The sequence below is a fragment of the uncultured Lutibacter sp. genome, from assembly GCF_947495725.1.
In the GTDB taxonomy this organism is placed as follows: domain Bacteria; phylum Bacteroidota; class Bacteroidia; order Flavobacteriales; family Flavobacteriaceae; genus Lutibacter.
On the sequence record NZ_CANLZZ010000001.1, the window covers coordinates 820240 to 843826 of the forward strand.

The following is a 23587-nucleotide window of genomic DNA, read 5'->3' on the forward strand; positions in this document are numbered from 1 at the left end:
AGTTGTATATTGCAACCGATTTATGAAAAATGTAATTTTATCTGTTTTTAGTGTATTAGGAATGCTCCTAATTTCCAATATTTCGGTAGCTCAAAATAAGGAGTTACAGGGTATACTTACTAGGGAAAATGGGCAAAAAGAGGAGATGAATAATTTAAAGTTTCAAGAGTATTTTTTTGAAGCTTTGAAAGATTATGCAACAAATAATTATAAAAAAGCAATTGAAAATTTAGAAGTATGTTACCAAATTGATTCGGTAAATATGGCTGTTGAGTTTGAATTCTCTAAAAATTACTATTTATTAAAAGAGTATTACCTGGCAGAATTATTTGTAGAAAAGGCGCTTAAAAGAGAATTGAATAATAGTCATTTGTTAAAACACAAAATATTAGTTTTAAAAGCCCAGCAAAAATATAAAGATGCTATTGAAACTCAAAAACAATTAATTACAATAAAGCCTAGCGCTTCCGAAGGATTGGTTTTGTTGTACATTCAAAATAAAGAATTTAATAAAGCAGAAGACTTAATTTCTGAAATTGAAGAAAAAGCACTTGGAACTTTAAGGTTAAAAAGATTTAAATTATATATCGAAAACAGAAAAAAAACATCAGAAAAAGTTGCTAACTCAACAAGTAAGTTAACAGAGAATTCGAGTATAGATGTTTTAACAAAAAAGTTTAACGAAACTAAAGATTATAAAATATTATTAGAAATTTTAAGTTATGATGTTAAAAATAGTCTTTTTGATAAATTATATACTCATAGTAAAGAAGGTTTAGAGTTGTATCCGGCGCAACCTATATTGTATCAATTAAATGGATTTGCATTAAATAGACTAAAAAAATACAACGAGGCAATTGATGTTTTAACAACTGGCATTGATTTTGTGATTGATAATAATAAAATGGAGCTAAGTTATTATAACGAACTAATTATTAGCTACCAAGGAATAAATAATAAACAGCTTGCTTTAAAATATAAACTAAAAGCTGATAAGTTAAAAGAAGCTAATTAAATGAAATTTTTTACAAAAATATTAATTATTACTTTGTTGGTTTTTACTTCGTGTAAATCCAATAAAAATGTTGTTGGAGCCACCAATATTAACTCAATTTCAACAAAAAAAATTATAAATAATCACTATGGTACGTCATTTAACCAAAAAACAATAAATGCAACACTTAATGCTCGTTATAAATCTAGTAAATCTTCGGTGTCATTCAATATAAAATTGCGTTTAGAAAAAGATAAAACCATTTGGATGAGTGCTACAAAATTGGGTTTTCCTGTAGCTAAAGTAAAAATAACTCCAGATAGGGTTACATATTACGAAAAGTTACAAAGAACGTATTTTGATGGTGATTTTTCTTTGTTGAGCAAGTTTTTAGGAACAGAATTAGATTATGAAAAAGTTCAAAATATTTTGTTAGGCCAAGCAGTTTTAAATTTAAGAAAAGGCAATTATTACTCTAAAATTGATAATAATTTATATCAAATAAGTCCTAAGAAAGACAATGATTTGTTTGGGATTTTATTTTTTATGAATCCAGAAAATTTTAAGTTAAACAAACAAGAAATTAGCAATCAAGAGAAAGAACAATTATTAACTGTTTCTTATCCAAATTATAAAAATATAAAAGGAGAACAATTTCCTGAAAATATTAATATTAGAGCAATTGATCATAAAAAATTAACAACCATAAATATTGAATACCGTTCTGTTGAATTTAATCAGGATTTAACATTCCCGTTTTCTATTCCAAATGGTTATAAAGAAATTAGTTTAAAATAATGCAGTTTAAATTAAAGTTTGTTTTTCTATTTTTTGCCATCTTAATAGGGGTTAACGTTACGGCTCAAAATTCTTCAAAACGTAAAGTATTAGAGGCTCGTAGGGTGCAGCTTCAAAAAGATCAGGTTTATATAAATGCCTTACTATCAAATACAATTCGAAAAGAAAAGAATGTTTTAAGTGAATTAAAAGATTTAGATGCTAAAATTACTTCAAGAGAAAAATTAATTGATGCAATTGAAAGTGAGTCGAAAGAATTAGGAAACGAGATTTATTTAAACCAGCTAGAAATTAATCAGAATAAAAGAGATTTAGAAGCATTAAAAAAAGATTATGCAGATATGATTTACAAATCATACAAAAGCAAATCTCAAAATAGTAGAATTATGTTTTTGCTATCTTCAGAGAATTTTTTTCAAGGTTATAAGCGTTTTCAGTATATGAAACAATATACTGCTTTTAGGAAAAAGCAAGGAGAAGATATTCAGTTAAAAACAAATGAGTTACAAGCATTAACAGATTCATTACAAGTTAAGAAAAATCAAAAAAATGAATTGTTATCAATAAAGAAAAACGAACAATCTGTAATTGAAAAAGAGAAAAAAGATCAAGAAAACTTATTAAGTCAGGTTAAACAAAAAGAAACTAAGTACAAGAAACAAATAAAACAATTTCAAAGAGAAGAAAGTAGAATAGAAGCTCAAATAGATAAACTAATTAGTGAAGCTATTGCTGCATCTAATAAAAAAGCAGGGACTAAAAAGTCTTCAACAGCATCTTCAACATTTGCTTTAACGGCCGAAGCAAAAATTTTAGCTTCTAATTTTGCCGCAAATAGAGGTAAATTACCTTGGCCAGTAGAGCGTGGTTATGTTTCAACGTATTACGGAAAACAGCCACATCCGGTAGTAAAATCGTTAACAATACAAAGTAATGGTGTTCGAATTACGACTAATAAAGGCAGTAAAGCTCGAGCAGTTTTTGAAGGTACTGTTATTGCCATTCAAATGATGCCTGGAAATAAAAAGGCAGTTTTAGTACAGCACGGAAATTATATATCAGTATATAATAATTTAGAACATGTAATAGTTTCAAATGGAGATAAAGTAAAAGAGAAACAAGAAATTGGAACTATTTTTACCGATAAAATTACGGGTAAAACTATTTTGAACTTTATGCTGAAAAATAACTCAAAAACTGAAAATCCAGCTAGTTGGATTTATAAAATGTAAAACGATTAAACAAATAATGCTTTTAATTCAGTTGCTTCAGAAGCTTTCATTTTACCAGATAAAATTAGACTAAGTTGTTTTCTTCTTAAGGCGCCATCAAAACGTTCCTTTTCCAAAGCAGTTTCGGGTTTAATGGCGGGTACTTTTATAGGCATTCCGGTATGATCTACTGCTACAAAAGTATAAATACCTTCATTAACTTTAGTTCGCTCTTGAGATTCTCTATCTTCTATCCAAACATCTACGTAAACTTCCATAGATGAGTTGAAAGCACGAGAAACCTTAGCTTCAATAGATACAACACTTCCTACTGGTACGGCTTTGTTAAATGCAACGTGGTTAACAGATGCTGTAACTACAATCCTGTGAGAGTGACGTTGAGCCGCTATGCTACAAGCTCTATCCATTCTTGCCAATAATTCTCCGCCAAATAAATTCCCTAAAGGATTGGTTTCTCCAGGTAATACTATATCAGTTAAAACGGTTAAAGATTCTTTTGGCGTTTTTATCATATCTTTTTATTTTAAGCAAAGATATGGCTATTTTAATAAATTGAAATAATGGTATTTAAGTAGAAATTAGTATTCTTTTACCAATAACCAAGCGTCCTTAGATTCGGTTTTTTTAATAAGATTTAAAGTGTTTATAGCTTCATTTCTCGAGTTAAAACTTCCATAAGAAACCTGAGTTAAATTCCATTTGTTAAGTCCTAAAATTTTGGCCTTGTATCCTTTATTTTTTAACTCTAACAATTTTTTATGAGCATTTTCAGGTTCTCTAAAAGCACCGGCAATAACATGGTAATTAAATGTTTCTTTTGTAATATTTAATGTAATAGTAGGCAATGGATTGTTAATAACAAATGTAGCTTCCTGAATTGATTTTTCAACTTTTTGTTGTTGATTTTCAGCCTGAAGGACTAAATTGTTATACTGCGTTTTTTGATATTCTTTCCATCCAAACGCTCCAATAGCAAAAATTATGGCAACAGAAGCAGCATATTTAATAAACCTAGGTGTTTTGCTTTTATTTTCTTCGGTAGGTAAAACTGGGGCAATTGTTTCTAATTGTTTTACTTTTTCTTTGTAAGTAATACGTTTAATTCCAGGTGAAACATAAGTATTTAGTCCAAAAGACGATGTTAAATAATTAATAGAATTTGCAGGTTCAAAAATATAGTTTCCTTCGTTGTTTTTATTTAAAGTACCAATATTTTCAATTTCTAATTCTTCATTATTAAGCAACGACTTCCATTTTTCAACTTCTACTAAAATATATTCAACAGCTTTGTTGTATGAAATATTTTCTGCGGATGCAATATAGTTAGCCAACAACCCATCATTATTTTGCAAATGCGCATTAAAAGTTAGTTGTTTTGATGGTGCATAAAAGGTATGTGTATAACGGTTTACTTTTGCCGAAATTTCGTTGGTAACAAAACCTCCAAAGTTAGGAACAATTACACATTCATATCTGTAAAGTAAGTCACTTATGTATTTTGCTATAGTCATTAAAACAAATATAGTTTAAAACCAACCTAAATTTAAAGAGTTGTTGTATTTTTTATTAACAATAATTTTATATATTGAATTTCAAATTGTTATTGTATGAAAGAAGAGGAATTGCACTATATTTTGGCCTTGCAACGCGCAAAAGGTATAGGAGATATTAATGCAAAAAAGTTAATTGCCCACTGCGGAAGCGCAAAAAATGTACTAAACGAGAAACGTTTTATTCTAGAAAAAATTAATGGAATTGGAACTTTTACTATAAAACATTTATTTGATAAAGAAAATTTAATTGACGCAGAAAAGGAGCTTGAATATCTTAAAAAAAACAATATAGAATCTTATTATTTTAAAAGTGATAATTATCCAGAGAAACTAAAACATTGTATTGATGCTCCAATTTTATTGTTTAAAGACGGGGATTTTGATTTTTTAAACAAACCAATAATAAGTGTTGTTGGTACACGAAAAATTACTAGTTATGGCCGCGATTTTTGTGAAAAATTAATTGAAGATTTAAAAGTTTACAACCCTATTATTGTTAGCGGTTTTGCTTATGGAGTTGATATTTGTGCACATAAAGCGGCTTTAAAAAATAATTTACAAACTATTGGAGTATTGGCTCATGGTTTTGAAGAAATTTACCCCAAATCACATAAAAAATATGTGTCAGAAATAAATAAAAACGGTGGTTTTTTAACCGACTTTTGGCACAATGATAAATTGGTAAGAGAGAATTTTTTAAAACGAAATAGAATAGTTGCAGGTATTTCCGAAGCAACTGTAATTATAGAATCTGCCGAAAAAGGTGGTTCTTTAGTTACGGCAGATATAGCAAATTCATATAACAGAGATGTGTTTGCTGTACCTGGAAGAAGTACCGACAATATGAGTAAAGGATGCAATGCTTTGATTAAAAGAAATCAGGCAGCTATTTTAACTTCGGCAAACGATTTAATTGAAATGTTAAATTGGAATTTAGAAATAAAACAAGAAAAAGTAATTCAAAAACAACTGTTTATAGAGTTAGATACTACAGAACAATTGGTGTATGATTTTCTTTTAGAAAGTGGAAAAGAGATATTAGATACCATTGCCATAAATTGTAAGTTACCAATTCATAAAATTTCTACGGTATTGTTTAATTTAGAGATGAAAGGAGTTGTAAAACCTTTACCAGGTAAACTTTTTGAGATTATTTAAAATAAAAAGAGGCTGTCTAAAAAGTATACGTTTTAGACAGCCTCTTTTTATTATATAGAATGAAGTTTTATTTCAATTCAACTTCTTTAATTTCTCCTTCTTGTTTACCTCTAATTGCAGTATATCCAGCAATCATTTCAGCTAATTTTTCAGGATTAGATTGTGCTAGGTTATTTTGTTGAGATCTGTCTTCTTTAATATTGTATAATTGGTAGTCGCTAGAATTTCCAATTTCAATATTAACCTCTTTTAAAACAGCACTTCCTTTATATGGAGGGATTAAAGCCCAATCTCCATTACGATAAGCCGTTTTTCTGTTAGCTTCTAGTACTAAATCTTTTCTGGCGGTAGTACTTTTACCCATAAATGCATCTAGTACTTCTTGGCTATCTTCTGTAGTAATATCACTATCAACTAATTTAGAAAGAGAAGACAATAAATCTAACTGACAAATTAAAGCATCAGAAACTGTTGGTTGAATTTTTCCTTTCCAGTAAGTAAAAAATGGAACTTTAGTCCCAGCCTCAAATAAGCTGTATTTTCCACCTCTTAGACCTCCTCCAGGAGTGTGTTTTCCTAATTTTTCAACAGCATCATCATAATAGCCATCATTTAAAACAGGTCCATTATCGCTAGAGAAAACAATTAAAGTATTTTCTAATAAACCTTCTTCTTCTAAAGTTTTAACAAACTCACCAATACACCAGTCAGCTTCAACAATTACATCTCCACGAGGTCCCATTCCAGATTTCCCAACAAATCTTGGATGTGGTGTACGTGGTACGTGTGGTTGTTGCATTGCGTAGTATAAAAAGAAAGGCTCGTTTTTATGTTGTTTTACATAGTTTTGAGCACCTTTTAAGAAATGGTCTGCCATATCTTCATCTACCCATTTTGCAGATTCTCCACCTTTCATATAACCAATTCTTGGAATTCCGTTTACAATAGAACTATTGTGACCATGGTGCCATTTCATTTTTAAAAGTTCAGGATTGTCTTTACCGGTTGGTTGACCTTCAAAGTTATCTTTATAATTAATTTCAATTGGGTCGTTTTTATCTAAATTAACAACATCCCCATTTTCAATGTATACAGTTGGTACACGATCTTGTGTTGCAGCCATAATGTACGCGTAGTCAAAACCAACTTCATTTGGACCAGGAGAAACTCTCTCGTTCCAATTAACCATCCCGCTTCCTAAACCTAAGTGCCATTTTCCAACAATACCTGTGTGGTAACCTTTAGTTTTTAACATTTTTGGAATAGTAGTTTGCTCTGTAGTTATAATTAATGGTGCAGTTCCTGGTAAAATTTTAGCTTGTTTATTTCTCCAAGGGTAAACACCAGTTAATAATCCATATCTACTTGGAGTACATGTTGCAGATGTTGCATAACCATTTGTAAAACGAACACCTCCATTGGCTAATTTATCAATGTTTGGCGTGTTTATTTCAGTAGCACCATTAGCGCTAATATCACCATAACCTAAATCATCGGTATAAATTACTACAATGTTAGGAAGTTTTTTTACCTCAGCTGGTTCAGCTTCTTTGGCGACTTTTTTGTCTTTACAGCCAATTGTAAAAACTAAAGTTAAAAATAATAATGTTTTTAAAAATTTCATAAGATGAAAATATTAAGTGTAAATAATACGTTTATTTTGGTTTTGTAAATGTAATAATTTTAATTCAAAATAAAGACTTGTGATTTTATCCAAAAATAACCTTTAATTATCAAAATCAAAAACCAATAAATAAATGTATAAACAGATTTAATACTTATTTTAGCAACTTAAATTTTTTATATGATTGAAATTCCTTCAAACGCTAAAGCTTTAATTTTTGATTTAGATGGAACATTAGCCAATACAATGCAAAACCATTTTCAAGCTTGGAGGAAATCGGTATCACCTTACGGAATTGATTTTACAGTTGAATTGTTTTTAAGTTTAACAGGAATGTCGCGATGGGCCACTATTGAAAAGTTGAATGAATTATTTAATACTAATATGGATGTGCAAGAAGTTGGAAAATTAAAAGGTGAGTATTTTCATAAAGTTTCTCATTTAACCAAAGAAATTGAAGTTGTTGGTAATGTTGTTAGAAAGTATCACGGAATTTTACCCATGGCAATTGGAACGGGAAGTACAAAAGGTGGCGCTAAACAATCTCTTGAAATTACCAATTTACAGCAATATTTTGAAATTGTCATTACTTCTGATGATATTACTAGACCTAAACCCGATCCTGAAACATTTTTAAAATGCGCTCAATTAATGAATGTTGCGCCAAAAGATTGTGTAGTTTTTGAAGATGGCATATTAGGAATACAAGCAGCTGAAAAAGTTGGAATGACAGTTATTGATGTAAACGATTATTATAAAATTAAGTTTACCATATAATAATAACTTTTTATAGCTATTTTTCTTCTCAAAACCAAAGTATTTAAAACTTCTTTTAGAAACATTTTACCTTTAAAATGCACCTAATTATAGAATAACTTCAAATATTTATAAAATATTAGTGACTTTATAACTTAGTAGGTGTCTTATAGATGAAAATCTAAATAAAATGTATACTGATTATTGTATTTTATTAACCGTTTGATATTTGAAATAAGCAATCTGTTAACAAGTTGTTAATAAATTTAAAAAAAATCAAAAAATCAACGTTCTTTGTAAGAAGCTTTACTAACCCATAGGAAGCAAGATGTCGTCCTGAAAATCAAAAAAAATATTGAAGAAGATATATTAGTAATTTAAAAAACAAGGTATTAAATAAATTATTAGTTATATAAAGGAAGCGTTCTAAGTTAATTGTAACATTAGGAGGCTTGTTATTTATAAGTAGTATCAAACAAATAGGTTTTAAAATTAATAGTTCACATATTTTAAATGGCCTTTAATAAAGAATAAATAAGTTTTATATGGAAAAAAATTACATTCTAAAGAAAAATTCCGGTTTAAATTTTAAAAAATTACTTCTAACATTTGCACTGTTTTTAGGTGTAATTGTTGCAAATAATAGTTTATATGCTCAAACTTGTACTGTAAACGCCAACGATTTAAATTTACAATATTGTACAAATCAAACGATGCTTTTAGGAGTTGGTGGTGGTACAGGTGGTGCTGTAGATGGTGTTTTATGGGATCAACTTTCTGGACCTTCAGTAAGTATTGTTGATCCAACTGTTATTCCTGCACAATTTATAGGAGCAGTTCCAGGCACCTATACATTTAGTTTAATTGCAGATTGTACAGCAGGTGATCAGTCTTTAGCTCAAATTGTTACAGTAACAGTTTTTGAAATTACCACATCTAATGCTGGTAGTAGTATTGCTGCTTGTCCTGGTACTTATGCTTTAAATGCAAACACACCTGGTCCAAATGAAACAGGTTTGTGGGAATTTATTGGTGGTAATCCAGCAGGTGCGGTAATTTCGGGTTATAATAATCCAAATGCTACCGTTACGTTTCCTGAAACTGCATCGGGTGTTACCACATTGCAATGGACTATTTCCACCAATCCAGGTGTAAATACAAATCCTGCTCCAGATACGGGTGAAACAATTTGTACTTCTTCGGATACGATTACTTTAACCAATTATGGAGGTCAAACAGCAGTTACTGCAAGTGGTGCTAACCCTAGTAATTGTTATACATCTACTACAGGGACAACATTAGTTGGTTCTAATGGTGGATCAGGTCTTGGAGGACAAACAAGACAATGGGATTTTGTTTCTGGTCCAAATTACCCATTTGCTTATCCATCTGGATTCCCTGCATATAGTCAAAGTGTAAATGTTGGAGGTTTAAAAGAAGGTACGTACACATTTAGATATACAGTAACTGGGCCTTGTGCTTCAGGAGAAGATACGGTTACAATTATAGTACCTCCAGCAACACAAGATATTTCTGATGCTGGTCCAAGTACAAATCAAGTTTATTGTCAAGGTACTGTCGATGCAGCAGTTTTAACGGGTAATGCGCCAATATATGCTGGTGAAATAGTTACCTGGGAGCAGATAGCAGGTCCGTTAGTTAATGAAGCTTCAAATTTAAATGATCCATTCGCAACATCGCCAACAGCTTCTGTAACAGGACTTAATGGTGTAGATACATACACATTCTTATATACCATTAGTGGAGATCCTCTTTTAAACCCAGACTGTTCAGACACAAAAACGGTTACCATACGTTACTATAATGATACTCCGGTAATTGAATTAAATAGCGGTGATGATGTTTTTATATTACCTGTGGATGATACAAGTGGGTCTGTGGCCATTACAAATGTTCAAGGAGGTAATGCATATTCTATACAGCAATTAGCAGGCCCTATTACGGTACCAACTTCAAGTTTACAAATTGTTGGTAGTAATTTTAACTTTCAAGATTTAACCTTAAATGGTACCTATACTTTTGAGGTAACAAGATTCTCTCAAGGAGAAGTTGCTACTGGCTGTAATACCGCTTCTGATATTATAAACATAGTTGTATCATTATCACCTGATGCAGCAAATGCAGGAACCGATACGTTTTTTCCTTGTGGAACAACCTTTGGACCAATAACAGGAAATATTCCAACACCAGGTGTTGGGGGAGCAGGTTTATGGACACAAATAAGTGGGCCTTCAACTGGAACTATTGCAGATCCGACAATGAATAATACAACTGTAAGTGGATTAGTTAATCCAGGACCATATGTTTTTAGATGGTCTATTACAGGTGGTCCAGCCGGAACAGACACTTTTGACGATGTAATTATTTACATTACGTTAGATAATTCAAGTCAAGCAGGTACTGATCGATTAAGACCAACGAATGATATTTGCCCAACAAATTATATTACAGATGCCGAACCTTTATTACCAGGCCAAATGGGTACTTGGACAGTGGAAACGGCACAAACATTTCCTGGAGGAACTACTTTACCAGACCCGGTTTTTGCAGATTATAATAACCCAGTAACTGTAGTTACTGGGCTAGAGCCAAATGCAGATTATGTTTTTAGATGGACTGTAGAAGCTTCTACAACGGTACCTATAAATCCAAATCCTTGTTTGCCTGAATTTGATGACGTTACAGTGCAAACAAATGCTAATTTAGCTCCTTCCATTGCAAATGCAGGTACAGATCAATGTATACCAAGTGGAACTACAACTGCAACTTTAGGAGCTTTATGGACTCCAGTCGCATCAACGGAAATTGGAACATGGACTGAAATAACTAGTATAGGAGGTTGGACAGCCACTTCTGCTGACCCTGTAACCTATCCAATTCCTTTAAATGATCCAAACGTTACTATTTCTGGATTAGCTGCAGGAACGTATGAATTTTTATGGACAACTACTAACCTAGCTTGTCAAGAATATACAGATTCAGTAATAATTACAGTTTTAGGAAGCCCTTCTGTTGCAAATGCTTCAGTAGGTAATATAGATCGTTCTAACTTGTGTTTCGTTGATATGGCGGCTACATCCGTTACCATGGATGCTAACACACCACCTGTAGGAATAGGAACTTGGGTACAGATAACAGGTAATGGAGGTTGGATAGCTACTTCTGCTGCTCCTGCAACCTATCCAAACCCTTTAAATGATCCTCAAGTAACATTTTCAAACCTTTCAGAAGGCGCTTACCAATTTGAATGGCAAGTTGCACAAGGTACATGTGATTCTGATTCAGATATTGTTGATTTTAGTGTTTATTATGAACCCGCTCAACCAGAAGCAGGTCCAGCTCAAGGTATTTGTTATGACCCTTCAATTCCTACAGTAGTTAACTTAAATGCTAATCCTTTACCTGCAGGTTCAAATGGTACTTGGAGTGTTGTTTCAGGACCAAATTCACCAACAGTAGATTCACCTACAAGTCCAACTTCTTCAATTAGTGGATTTGTAACAGGTGTATATACGTTCAGATGGACAAGTTCAGGTTCTGGAGTGTGCCCACCTAAATTTGATGATGTAGTTATTACAATTACGGTTCCAGCTGAAGCTGGACCAGATCAGAGTTTTTGTAATACAGATACTTTCTTGTTGCAAGGAAATGAAGGTACACAAGGTACTTGGACTTTGACAGCAGGTGCTGGCGCTACAATTTCAAATGGACCAAATAATACTGCTACTGTTACAATTAATCCAGCAGCTACAGCTTCTTATACATTTCAATATACAATAACAAACCCACCAGCTATAGGTGGTTGTACAACAACAGATACTGTTACAATTACAAACGATGCATTGCCAACTACACCAAATGCTGGGCCAGACCAAGTTTTATGTACTGGAGATACCACCTCTGTTACAATGGCTGCAAATACAATTGCATCAGGTAGTGGAGTTTGGGCATTAAATAGTGGACCGACTACACCTCCAGAAATAGGTTCAACTGATCCAAATGTAACCTTTACAGGTTTAGTTCAAGGATTGTATGTTTTTGAATGGGTAGCTTCAAATGGAGCTTGTACAAATTTAAGAGATTTGGTTAGGGTAGAAGCATACGACCCACCTAGTACAGCAATTATTTTAACACCAGATGGAAGTACTTTATGTCAGTTGTTTTCCGTATTGGAAGCAGATGTTAGTCCTCAGCCACCATCAACTGATTTTAATGGTATTGGTACTTGGACATTAGTAGGGAATCCAGGAACATATAATCCTGGAGATTTGGTAATTAATAATCCAAATAACCCAACAACGTCTCTAACTGCTTTAAACCCAAACACATTACCTTTAGGGACTTATACATTTGAGTGGACAGTTTCAATTGGAGGAACTAATTTCCCAATAGGATCTGGTTCAAATTGTAGTCCAAGTGTTGCACAAGTAAGTATTAATTACGACGGTCTTCCTCCAGCACCAGCTGTAGCAGGAAATGATCAAAGTATTTGTAATTTAAACCCTTCTACACCAGAAACAATAACATTAAGTGCAAATGCTATAAATGCAAATGACACTGGTGTTTGGACTTTAGAGTCTTCAACCGGAGCAGTTCAACCTCAAGTTGCTATTTCACAAGCAGGAAATGAAACAACTATTGTAAGTGGTTTAACTGAAGGTGTTTACGAGTTTAAATGGAGTGTTTCAAATTTTGGTGGAGGTTGTACTTTAGAAGATATTGTTACAATTACAATAACCGATGCAAAAGCGAATGCAGATGCTGGAAATGATCAAACATTGCCACAGTTTAGCACTGTTACTATGGGAGCAAATAATCCAGTACCTGGATCTGGTTTTTGGACTTTTAATTCTGGACCAACTACACCTTCAATTATTGATATTTACGATCCAAATACGTTAATTACTGGTACAGCTCCAGGAGTTTATCAATTCACTTGGACAGTTCAAAATAGTCCTTGTGCAGCTACTAGTGACTCAGTTGAAATAACAATTTTACCAATAGTTGATTTAGGTTTAGATAAAAATGTAAGTGATTTAACACCAGGTGTTGGAGAAACTTTAACTTATACAATTACAATTTCAAATAATGGAATTAATGATGGAACTGGAATAGGCGTGTTAGATGAGTTGCCAACTGGTATAACTTTAGTGCCTGGTACAATAAGTAATGGTGGAGTTTATAATGCCGGAGGAAATGAAATTATTTGGACTGGATTAAATGTTGCTGATGGTACTACTTTAGATTTGACCTATCAAGCAGTAGTTTTAGCTTCAGGAACGTATTTAAATTCGGCTGAAATTACAACTTTTGATCAATTTGATCCAAACTCAACACCAGGTAATAAGAATACAACACCAGGTGAAGATGATGATGATGAAGTAACACTTGCACCGACTCCAATTGTAGATATTTCATTACAAAAAACAATTAATAACATGACTCCTAATGTAGGTACTGATGTTATATTTACATTAACAGTAACTAATGACGGACCTAGTAATGCTACAGGAGTAGAAGTAACAGATTATTTACCAACAGGATATACTTTGGTAAGTACTTCTCCATCCTCAGGTTCGGTGTCTGGAGATCCTACCATTGTTTGGAGTGTTGGAAATTTGGCAAACGGGGCAAATGAGACCTTAGAAATTACGGCAACTGTTAATGCAACAGGAGATTATACTAATACAGCAGAAGTAACAGCTACTACCGAAGCTGAACCACCAGGAGATTCTACTCCTAATAATGGTACAGGAAGTAATGAAGATGATGACGATAGTATTACACCAGTGCCAGTGCCAGTGTCAGATTTAGAATTAACAAAAACAGTAAATGATGCTGCACCAAATGTTGGTGAAATAGTAACGTTCACAATAATAGTAACCAATATAGGCCCAAATACAGCAACAAATGTTAATGTAGAAGACTATTTACCAACAGGTTTTAGTTACGATTCACACACTGTAACTGCAGGTGTATATACTTCAACAACAGGTAGCTGGGTAATTCCAACCATATTAGTTGGCACTCCAGTAACTTTAACAATCGATGCGCTTGTATTGCCTACAGGACAATATACTAATTTTGCTCAGGTTGTTGGAGCTGATCAAGTCGATCCAGATTCACCACATGGTAATGATGATATTACCGAAGATGATCAAGATGCGGCAAATATTAATCCAATAAATGAGGCAGATCTTGTTACAACTAAAGTTGTTAATAATGCAAACCCAGTTGAGGGAGAAACAATTACGTATACTATAGAAGTACTTAATGATGGTGGTCCAACAGCGGCAACCGGAGTGAGTTTAACAGATATTCTTCCAACAGGAGTAACTTATGTAAGTCATACAGCTCAAGCGGGAACAGCATATAATCAAGCTTCTGGAGTTTGGACAATTGGAAACATTGCTGTTGATGCAACAGTAACTCTTGATATTTTAGTAACAGTTGATGCCGGTACACAAGGTACCAGTATTGTAAATACCACAACTGCAGCCACAGGAGATCAAACAGATCCAACAACAGTAGGAGATGATTTAGATGAAACCATAACTGTAAATGCATTTCCAATAGCCGTTAATGATGAAAGTTTAAACAATGCAGCAGGACCAGTAACAATTACAGATATTACTGCTGCGAATCCAACCACAGCAGATTCAGACTCAGATGGAACTATTGAGGTAACAACAATTAATTTAATAGCACCAGTAGGAGCTGTAAACCCTATAACTGATGGAGATGGAGACCTTGTAGGTTTTGATGTTATAGGTGAAGGAACATGGGCAATAGACGCAGCAGGAGCTGTTACGTTTACTCCTTGTTCAGCAGTTGGGCCAAATTGTCCAGCTGTATTCACAGCAAATCCAACACCAATATTCTATACAATAGAAGATGAGGATGGAGATGTTTCAAATGAAGCAAGTATTACAATAACCTATGTAATTGTACCACCAGTTCCAGAAGATGATGAAAGTTTAGGAAATACCGCAGGTCCAGTTACATTAGATGTTGTGGGAGGCACCACAACAGGTGCTGTACAAGATAATGATGCAGATGGTATAGTAGACCCAACACAAGTAAGTTTGGTACCAACAAGTACTGCAACAAGTGTTGTAACAAATACCGAAGGAAATGTAACAAGTTTTACAGAGCCAGGAGAAGGAACGTGGGAAGTGAACACCTCAACAGGAGCAATTACATTTACTCCAGTAGCAGGATTTACTTTAGACCCAACACCAATAGCTTATAATATAGAAGATAACGACGGAAATGAGTCATTAACAAATGCTACAGTAACTATAGATTATGTTCCAGTAGCGGTAGACGATTCAAGTTTAGGAAATACAGTTGGAAGTGATGTAACTTTAGATATTACTTCTAATGATACTGATGGAGATACAGTAGTTGATAACACTTTTGTATTTGGTAGTACAACCAATCCATTACCAGTAACGGCTGTTGTAACAGGTACACCAGGAGCATCAGATTATCAAGTGGTAATTGATGGAGAAGGAGTATGGATGTATGATGGATCAGGAAGTTTAACATTCAATCCAGATCCAGGCTTTACAATTGATCCAACACCAATAGGTTATACTATTGAAGATGCAGAAGGGAATTCAACTTCAGCGTTAGTAACTGTAGGTTATTCAGAAATACCACCAGTTGCAAATGATAATGGAATCACAGGAGTTACAACAGGAGATGACGCTATAATAGTTAACATTTCAGTTGACGATACCTTAAGTGATGGAAGTCCAGTAATTATAGATGGACCAGGAACAAATGCTACAATTACTTTGGATGCTACAAGTGTACCGGGAGGTATTCAAGATAGTCCGACTCAGGTTACAGTTCCAGGAGAAGGAGTTTGGTCTTATGATCCAGCAACGGATGAAATGACTTTTAGTCCAGGCACTTATACTTTTCAAGGCAATGTAATTAACTTTACAGCAGATCCAACGCCTATTACGTATATTCTAACAGAAACAGCTACAGGTTTATGGGATCCTGCAATTGTAACAGCAACATATGTTGCTGACCCACCAGTTCCAGTAGATGATTTAAGTTCTTCGAATGTTGCAGGACCTGTTACAGTAGATCCATTTGCTAATAATGGAAGTGGTCTAGATGCAGATCCAGATGGAGCAATAGATATAACACAAGTAAGTTTAGTTCCAACAACAACGGCAACTGCTGTTGTTACTAATGGAGAAGGAAACGTAACAAGTTTTACAGAGCCAGGAGAAGGAACATGGGAAGTGAACACCTCAACAGGAGCAATTACATTTACTCCAGCAGCAGGATTTACTTTAGACCCAACACCAATAGCTTATAATATAGAAGATAACGACGGAAATGAGTCATTAACAAATGCTACAGTAACTATAGATTATGTCCCAGTAGCGGTAGACGATTCAAGTTTAGGAAATACAGTTGGAAGTGATGTAACTTTAGATATTACTTCTAATGATACTGATGGAGATACAGTAGTTGATAACACTTTTGTATTTGGTAGTACAACCAATCCATTACCAGTAACGGCTGTTGTAACAGGTACACCAGGAGCATCAGATTATCAAGTAGTAATTGATGGAGAAGGAGTATGGATGTATGATGGATCAGGAAGTTTAACATTCAATCCAGATCCAGGCTTTACAATTGATCCAACACCAATAGGTTATACTATTGAAGATGCAGAAGGGAATTCAACTTCAGCGTTAGTAACTGTAGGTTATTCAGAAATACCACCAGTTGCAAATAATGATGGTATAACAGGTGTTACAACAGGAACAAATGCTATAATAGTTGACGTTACTAATAACGATACATTAAGTGATGGAAGTCCTGTGATTACTAACGGTGTAGGAACAAATGCTACAATTACATTGGATGCTACAAGTGTACCAGGAGGTATTCAAGATAGTCCGACTCAGGTTACGGTAACAGGAGAAGGGGTATGGACTTATGATCCAGTATTGGATGTAATGACTTTTGATCCAGATTTTGGTTTCACAGCAGATCCAACACCAATTACATATATTTTAACAGAAATTTCAACAGGATTAAGCGATACAGCTATTGTTACTGCAGATTATATTGCAGTACCACCAATACCACAAGATGATTTAAGTGATAATGGAGGAATAGGACATGTTCCAGGTTCAGCTGTTACAGTAGATCCATTTATTGATAATGGAAGCGGAATAGATGAAGATGGCGATTCAGGTCTTCCGGCAGGTGGAATAGTAGATATTACTTCTGTTAGTTTAGTAACTCCATCGGGAGCCTTGAATGAGGTAATAGATGCTGATGGTGATGTTACAAGCTTTGATGTTCCAGGTGAAGGAAATTGGAGTGTTGATGGAAGTACAGGAGCAGTTACTTTTACACCAATTGCAACTTTTAATGATGACCCAACACCAGTTGATTATTCAATAAGAGATAATGATGGAAATCAAAATACTTTAGCAAATAATGCTACAATTACTATAGATTACGCACCAATTGCTACAGATGACATTAATGCTGTTGTTGGTACAATTGGAAGTCCAGTTAGTATAGATGTTACTTTAAATGATTTAGATGGAGATATAATAGACCCTGCAACAGTAGTTCTAGATGAAACAAGTGTAGTAGGAGGTATAATAGTTCCAGGTGGAGTTTCTGTACCACTTGTTGGTACTTGGATTGTAGATGCTTTAGGAAATGTTGAATTCACACCGGATGGTGCTTATACTTTAGATCCACCAGTTATTGAGTATACAATTCAGGATGATGAAGGAAATGTTTCAAATGAAGCAACTATTACATTTGACTATGAGCCAATTGCTACTGATGATTTAAGTGATAATGGAGGTATTGGACATCCGGCTAATACATCTGTAACAGTTGACGTATTAAATAATGATACAACAGGAGATACATATGACCCTACAACTGTTAGCTTGGTAGATCCAGGTACAGCAATAAATATTGTAAGCGATGCGAATGGAGATATTACGAGCTATGAAATTCCTGGAGAAGGAACTTGGAATGTTGATTTAGCAACAGGAGAAATAACTTTTGAACCTATTTCAACTTTTAACGATGATCCAACACCAATAGACTATAATATTGAAGATAACCAAGGAAATCAATCTAACGATGCTACTGTAACTATAGATTACGCACCAATTGCCACAGATGACATAAATGCTGTTGTTGGAACAATTGGAAGTCCAGTTAGTATAGATGTTACTTTAAATGATTTAGATGGAGATATTGTTGACCCAGCAACTGTAGTATTAGATGCTACAAGTGTTGGAGGAGTGCAAGATAGCCCAACTCAAGTTACATTGGCAAATGTTGGTGTATGGACGGTTGATGGATCTGGAAATGTAACATTCACACCAGATTTAATTTCACCATTTACATTAGATCCACCAGTTATTGAGTATACAATTCAGGATGATGAAGGAAATGTTTCAAATGAAGCAACTATTACATTTGACTATGAGCCAATTGCTACAGATGATGTTAGCGATAATGGAGGTTTAGGTCACCCAATAAATACTGCTGTTTCTGTTGATGTTGTTGGTAATGATATTACAGGAGATACAATTGATCCAACAACTGTTAGTTTAGTAGATCCAGGTACAGCAATAAACATTGTAACTGATGCCAATGGAGATATTACTAGTTATGAAATTCCTGGAGAAGGAACTTGGAATGTTGATTTGGCAACAGGTGAAATAACATTTGATCCTGAAGATGGATTTATTTTAAGTCCAACTCCAATTACATATAATGTTGAGGATGATGAAGGAAATCAATCAAATGATGCTTCAGTAACAATCATATACATTGCACAAGCAGATATTCAGGTTGTAAAAACTGATAATTCAGATACTTATACTCCTGGTTTACCTCTTGTTTATACTATTACAGTTACAAACAAGGGACCAGCAAATGCAGCAGACGTTATTGTAAATGATGATATTATTGATCCAACTTTAGAAGCTGTAACAACATGGACAGGAAATGGTTCGACAGATGTTGCAGGTGATATAAGCGATGATATTATAGCAACACTAAATGTTGGAGATATTGTTATTTATACGGTAACAATTGATGTTCCTAGTGGTTATGTTGGTGATATAGAAAATACAGCAATTGTTGCTTTACCTCCGTCAACGGACTATACAATGCCAGTGGATCCAGATCCAAGCAACAATAGTTCAACAGATGTTGATGAGATGGATGCTCAATCGGCATTAGTAGTTGTTAAAACAGTTGATAATCCAACACCAGCTGTAGGGTCGGAAGTTATATTTACAATTACTGTAACTAATGAAGGACCAAGTGATGCAACAAATATTGATGTATTAGATGTCTTGCCAACTGGTTATACATTATCTCCAGGTGCAGATCCAATAACAGTAAGTCAAGGAATTTATTATCCAGGAGGTCCTGATACAGGTCTTTGGGATTTAGGTAATTTAGTTGATTATGGTGATGGTATTGCACCTCCAATTGATGGTAGTGTTGCAACTTTAACAATTAGAGCTGTTGTTAATGAGAGTGGAATTTATACAAATACTGCAGAAGTAGTTTATGCGGATCAAGAAGATCCAAATTCGATACACGGAAATAATGACCCTGCAGAAGATGATCAAGATGAAGCGACTACAACACCAGTTGCAATTACAGATTTAGTAACAACTAAAACAGTTGATAATAGTAATCCAAATGAAGGAGATATTATTAAATACACTATATCAGTTGTAAATAATGGTCCAAGTGTTGCTACAGGAGTAAGTTTAATTGATAATTTACCTTCAGGAATAGAATATATAACACATTTAGCAACAGGGGGAGATGTTAATACATACGAGGATGTGTTAGGAGATATGACTTGGACTATAGGTACAATTGATATTGGAGAGTCAGCTACTTTAACAATAGATGCTTTAGTTACAGCTCAAGGTACATTTGATCAAACACCAATTACAAATACTGCAACTGCAGCCTCTGGAAACGAAGTTGATTTAATAACAGATACTGATGATTTAGAAGAGGATATTACAATTACTAGTGCAGATTTAGTAACTACTAAAACTGTAAATGATAATACTCCATTTGAAGAGGGAATTATCAGATATACTATTACAGTTGAGAATTTTGGACCAAGTAATGCAACAGGAGTAAGTTTAGTTGATTTATTGCCTAATGGAGTTACTTATGTTAGTGATAATCAAAATGGAGCATATAATGCGGGAGATGGTAATTGGATTATTGGAGATATTGCTATAGGCGAAACAGCTACTTTAAATATTATTGCATCTGTTGATCCAGGAACTGCAGGAACTGCAATTACAAATTCAACAACTGCTGCTTCAGGAGATCAAACCGACCCTAATACGGTTGGGCCACTTCCTGGGTATCCAGACGGATTACCATTAGATGATCTGACTGAAATAATAGTAGTTGAAAATTATTCAGATATTGTATTAACAAAAGTGGTTGATAATTCAACTCCAAATGTTGGAGATACAATTAAATATACAATTACTGTTACGAATGCAGGTCCGGCGATTGTTACAAATTTAGTTGTTACCGATGCATTACCAACAGGACTGGAATATGGCTTGGCAATTCCTAGTAATGGGGTTTGGACACAGCCTAATTGGGAAATTGGAAACTTAGCGGTTGGAGTTACAGAAACTTTAACAATTGAAGTAGTTGTAGGTATGGATCAAGGAGGTGAAACATTAACTAATATGGTTAGTAATACTCAAGATCAAGATGATATTAATATTCTTGAAGATGATGATTCAGAAACAATTGTTGTTACAAGTTCAGATTTAGTGACTGTTAAAACAGTGAGTAATGACAGTCCAGAGGAAGGAGAATCAATAGTCTATTCTATTGAAGTTACTAACAATGGACCAAGTGATGCTACAGGAGTAAGTTTAACAGATTTATTACCAGCAGGAGTTACTTATGTAAAGGATGACCAAGGAGATTCATTTAATAGCGGATCTGGAATTTGGACAATTGGTGATATTTTAACAGGAGCATCAGCTACGTTAAATATTACGGCAACGGTTAACCAAGGAACAGCAGGAGAAACAATTATAAATGCAACAACAGCTGCTGAAGGAGATCAATCAGATCCAACAACTGATGGAGATGTATTGGAAGCAGAAATAAATGTTGAGAATTTTGCAGATATTGCTCTAACTAAAGTTGTAGATAATGCTACTCCAAATGCAGGAGATATAGTAACCTATACTATTACCGTTGTAAACAATGGAAATGCAGAAGTTACAGGCTTAGTTGTAACAGATGCCTTACCTTCAGGTTTAACTTATGAAACAGTTACTCCAAGTGATGGAATTTGGACAGCACCAAACTGGAATATTGGAACTCTTGCTCAAGGAGAGGAAGAAACAATAGTTATAAAAGTTCTTGTTGGAATGGATCAAGGAGGTGAAACATTAACTAATATGGTTACTAATTCGCAAGATCAAGTAGATAGTAATTTAACAGATGATGATGACTCAGAAACAATTGTTGTTACAAGTTCAGATTTAGAAACTATAAAAACAGTAAGTAATGCAACTCCAAATGAAGGAGATACTATTACTTATAATATTGAAGTTACTAATAATGGACCAAGCGATGCTACAAATGTTAGCTTAATTGATAATTTACCAGTAGGAGTTACTTTTGTTAGTCACTCCACTTTAAACGGAACATATAATTATGGGTCAGGAGAATGGACAATTGGAGATTTAACCAATGGAACAACAGCAACCTTAACTATTGAGGCAACAGTTGATGATGGTACCTTAGGGCAAACAATTATAAATACAACAAGTGCTGTAATTGCAGATCAGTCAGACTCTGACACAACAAATAATATTGGAAGTGTTTCTATTGTGCCAACAGCATTTATTGATTTAAGTTTAACTAAGTGGGTTGTAGATGATGTAGTAGCTCCAGAAGTTGGAGATATAATTACATTTGAAATTAGAGTTGAGAATGAAGGACCAACTGAAGCGACAGGAGTTCAGGTAACTGATTTAATTCCTTCTGGATATGACTTTATAAATTATAGTTCATCAATTGGAACATATAATCCAATAACAGGATTATGGGACATAGGGTTTATTGAGATAGGAAATACAGCAGTATTGCTTGTTGATGTAATTGTTATGGATAGTGGAGACTATATTAATTGTGCTGAAATTACTGCAGCTAATGAATTAGACGTGGATTCCATTCCTAATAATGGAAATACATCAGAAGATGATTATGACTGTGCTTCAGCACCACCAATTCAAGAACTTGATTTAAGAGTTGAAAAAACAGTGATAGCTGATAATTTAACTCCAGAAGTAGGATCAGAAGTTTCATTCGAAATAAGATTGATTAACGATGGAATAATTGAAGGAACTGAAGTTGTTGTAACTGATTTATTACCTTCAGGATATACTTACTTAAATTATAGTTCAACAAGAGGAACCTATGATGATGATAGTGGAAAATGGATTGTTGGAACGATAGTAGATGGGGAAACAGAAGTACTTGTTATTGATGCAATTGTAAATGCAGATGGAGATTATTTAAACTGTGCCGAAATTACTGAAATGCATCAAGTTGACCCTGATTTATCAAACAATATAAGTTGTATTGCAACATCACCAATAAAGATTATTGATTTAGAATTAACTAAAGAAGTTGCTTTAGAAGATGCAAGTGAAGGACCAGTTAGTACAACAGGTATTTTACAACCATATGCAGAGACTAATGTAAACTTTACAATTACGTTATCAAATAATGGACCAAGTGACGCTACGGGAGTGCAAGTAACAGATGTTTTACCTAATGGTTATAATTTTGTGAGTGCTACTGTAACAACAGGATCTTATGATGATGGTTCTGGTATTTGGAACGTTGGTACTGTAGTTAATCAATCTGTAGAAACATTAGTTATAACGGCTTATGTGAATCCGCTGGGAGATTGGGTTAATGTTGCTGAAGTTACAGCAGCAAACGAGCTTGATTTAGATTCTGACCCGAATAATGGAGACATATTTGAAGATGATATGGATCAAGTTGCAACACAGCCTATAGTACCATTAACAATTCCTGAAGGATTTACACCTAATGGTGATGGAATAAATGATGTATTTGAGATAGAATTCTTAGAAGTATTGTATCCAAACTTTGGAATGGAGATTATTAATAGATATGGAAATAAAGTTTATGAGTATAAGCATTCAGGAAATCCATACCAAACACCAGAATGGTGGGATGGATATTCTACAGGACGTTGGAATTTCTCTAGCGATATGTTGCCTGCAGGAACGTATTTCTATACAATCTACTTTAATAATGACGAAAGAAAACCACAAACGGGTTGGATATATTTAAGAAAATAAAACACTAATTTTAGGAA

At 33.8% G+C, this 23587-nt stretch carries 9 protein-coding genes; 6 read left to right on the forward strand and 3 right to left on the reverse strand.

Annotated elements, in window-relative coordinates; genetic code table 11:
- Positions 1-22: 22 nt before the first annotated feature.
- From Q0776_RS03340 to Q0776_RS03350, 3 genes are read left to right on the forward strand one after another with little or no spacing between them, the layout of a single operon-like run.
- Positions 23-1015 (forward strand): hypothetical protein, encoded by a 993-nt coding sequence (locus Q0776_RS03340; RefSeq protein ID WP_298365017.1) that lies wholly within the window; start codon positions 23-25, stop codon positions 1013-1015.
- Complete coding sequence (locus tag Q0776_RS03345) at positions 1016-1792, forward strand: DUF4292 domain-containing protein (protein ID WP_298365018.1); 777 nt, start codon at positions 1016-1018, stop codon at positions 1790-1792.
- Positions 1792-3024, forward strand: a complete 1233-nt coding sequence (locus Q0776_RS03350) for a peptidoglycan DD-metalloendopeptidase family protein (RefSeq protein WP_298365019.1) — start codon at positions 1792-1794, stop codon at positions 3022-3024. The genes Q0776_RS03345 and Q0776_RS03350 overlap by 1 nt, the downstream gene beginning before the upstream one ends.
- A gap of 5 nt (positions 3025-3029) precedes the next feature.
- On the opposite strand, the gene Q0776_RS03355 is transcribed toward Q0776_RS03350, so the two are convergent.
- Both Q0776_RS03355 and Q0776_RS03360 read right to left on the reverse strand, forming a co-directional pair.
- Positions 3030-3536 (reverse strand): acyl-CoA thioesterase, encoded by a 507-nt coding sequence (locus Q0776_RS03355; protein ID WP_298365021.1) that lies wholly within the window; start codon positions 3534-3536, stop codon positions 3030-3032.
- Positions 3537-3602: 66 nt separating this feature from the next.
- The gene (locus tag Q0776_RS03360) at positions 3603-4535 is read right to left on the reverse strand and encodes an SPOR domain-containing protein (protein WP_298365023.1); all 933 of its coding nucleotides are present in this window, start codon (positions 4533-4535) and stop codon (positions 3603-3605) included.
- A 96-nt stretch (positions 4536-4631) separates the two neighbouring features.
- Between Q0776_RS03360 and dprA the strand changes: the two genes are divergently transcribed.
- Positions 4632-5735, forward strand: coding sequence for a DNA-processing protein DprA (gene dprA / locus Q0776_RS03365; protein ID WP_298365024.1), 1104 nt, complete (start codon positions 4632-4634; stop codon positions 5733-5735).
- Between the two features lie 67 nt (positions 5736-5802).
- Here the strand turns inward: dprA and Q0776_RS03370 are convergent, their stop codons facing one another.
- Positions 5803-7359 carry a sulfatase-like hydrolase/transferase gene (locus tag Q0776_RS03370; RefSeq protein WP_298365025.1) on the reverse strand — a complete coding sequence of 519 codons (1557 nt, stop codon included), beginning with the start codon at positions 7357-7359 and terminating at the stop codon, positions 5803-5805.
- Between the two features lie 180 nt (positions 7360-7539).
- On the opposite strand from Q0776_RS03370, the gene Q0776_RS03375 reads away from it, so the two are divergent.
- Both Q0776_RS03375 and Q0776_RS03380 read left to right on the forward strand, forming a co-directional pair.
- A complete protein-coding gene (locus Q0776_RS03375) occupies positions 7540-8136 on the forward strand; it encodes a beta-phosphoglucomutase family hydrolase (RefSeq protein WP_298365026.1) in 597 nt (198 codons plus the stop codon).
- Positions 8137-8660: 524 nt separating this feature from the next.
- The gene (locus tag Q0776_RS03380) at positions 8661-23570 is read left to right on the forward strand and encodes a gliding motility-associated C-terminal domain-containing protein (RefSeq protein ID WP_298365027.1); all 14910 of its coding nucleotides are present in this window, start codon (positions 8661-8663) and stop codon (positions 23568-23570) included.
- The last annotated feature ends 17 nt before the right edge of the window (positions 23571-23587 follow it).

Bases quoted from the DNA above. Each gene is read 5' to 3' on its own strand.
- Q0776_RS03380 (WP_298365027.1), top strand. From the start codon at position 8,661: ATGGAAAAAAATTACATTCTAAAGAAAAATTCCGGTTTAAATTTTAAA.
- Q0776_RS03350 (WP_298365019.1), top strand. From the start codon at position 1,792: ATGCAGTTTAAATTAAAGTTTGTTTTTCTATTTTTTGCCATCTTAATA.
- Q0776_RS03340 (WP_298365017.1), top strand. From the start codon at position 23: ATGAAAAATGTAATTTTATCTGTTTTTAGTGTATTAGGAATGCTCCTA.
- Q0776_RS03345 (WP_298365018.1), top strand. From the start codon at position 1,016: ATGAAATTTTTTACAAAAATATTAATTATTACTTTGTTGGTTTTTACT.
- Q0776_RS03375 (WP_298365026.1), top strand. From the start codon at position 7,540: ATGATTGAAATTCCTTCAAACGCTAAAGCTTTAATTTTTGATTTAGAT.
- Q0776_RS03355 (WP_298365021.1), bottom strand. From the start codon at position 3,536: ATGATAAAAACGCCAAAAGAATCTTTAACCGTTTTAACTGATATAGTA.
- dprA (WP_298365024.1), top strand. From the start codon at position 4,632: ATGAAAGAAGAGGAATTGCACTATATTTTGGCCTTGCAACGCGCAAAA.
- Q0776_RS03360 (WP_298365023.1), bottom strand. From the start codon at position 4,535: ATGACTATAGCAAAATACATAAGTGACTTACTTTACAGATATGAATGT.
- Q0776_RS03370 (WP_298365025.1), bottom strand. From the start codon at position 7,359: ATGAAATTTTTAAAAACATTATTATTTTTAACTTTAGTTTTTACAATT.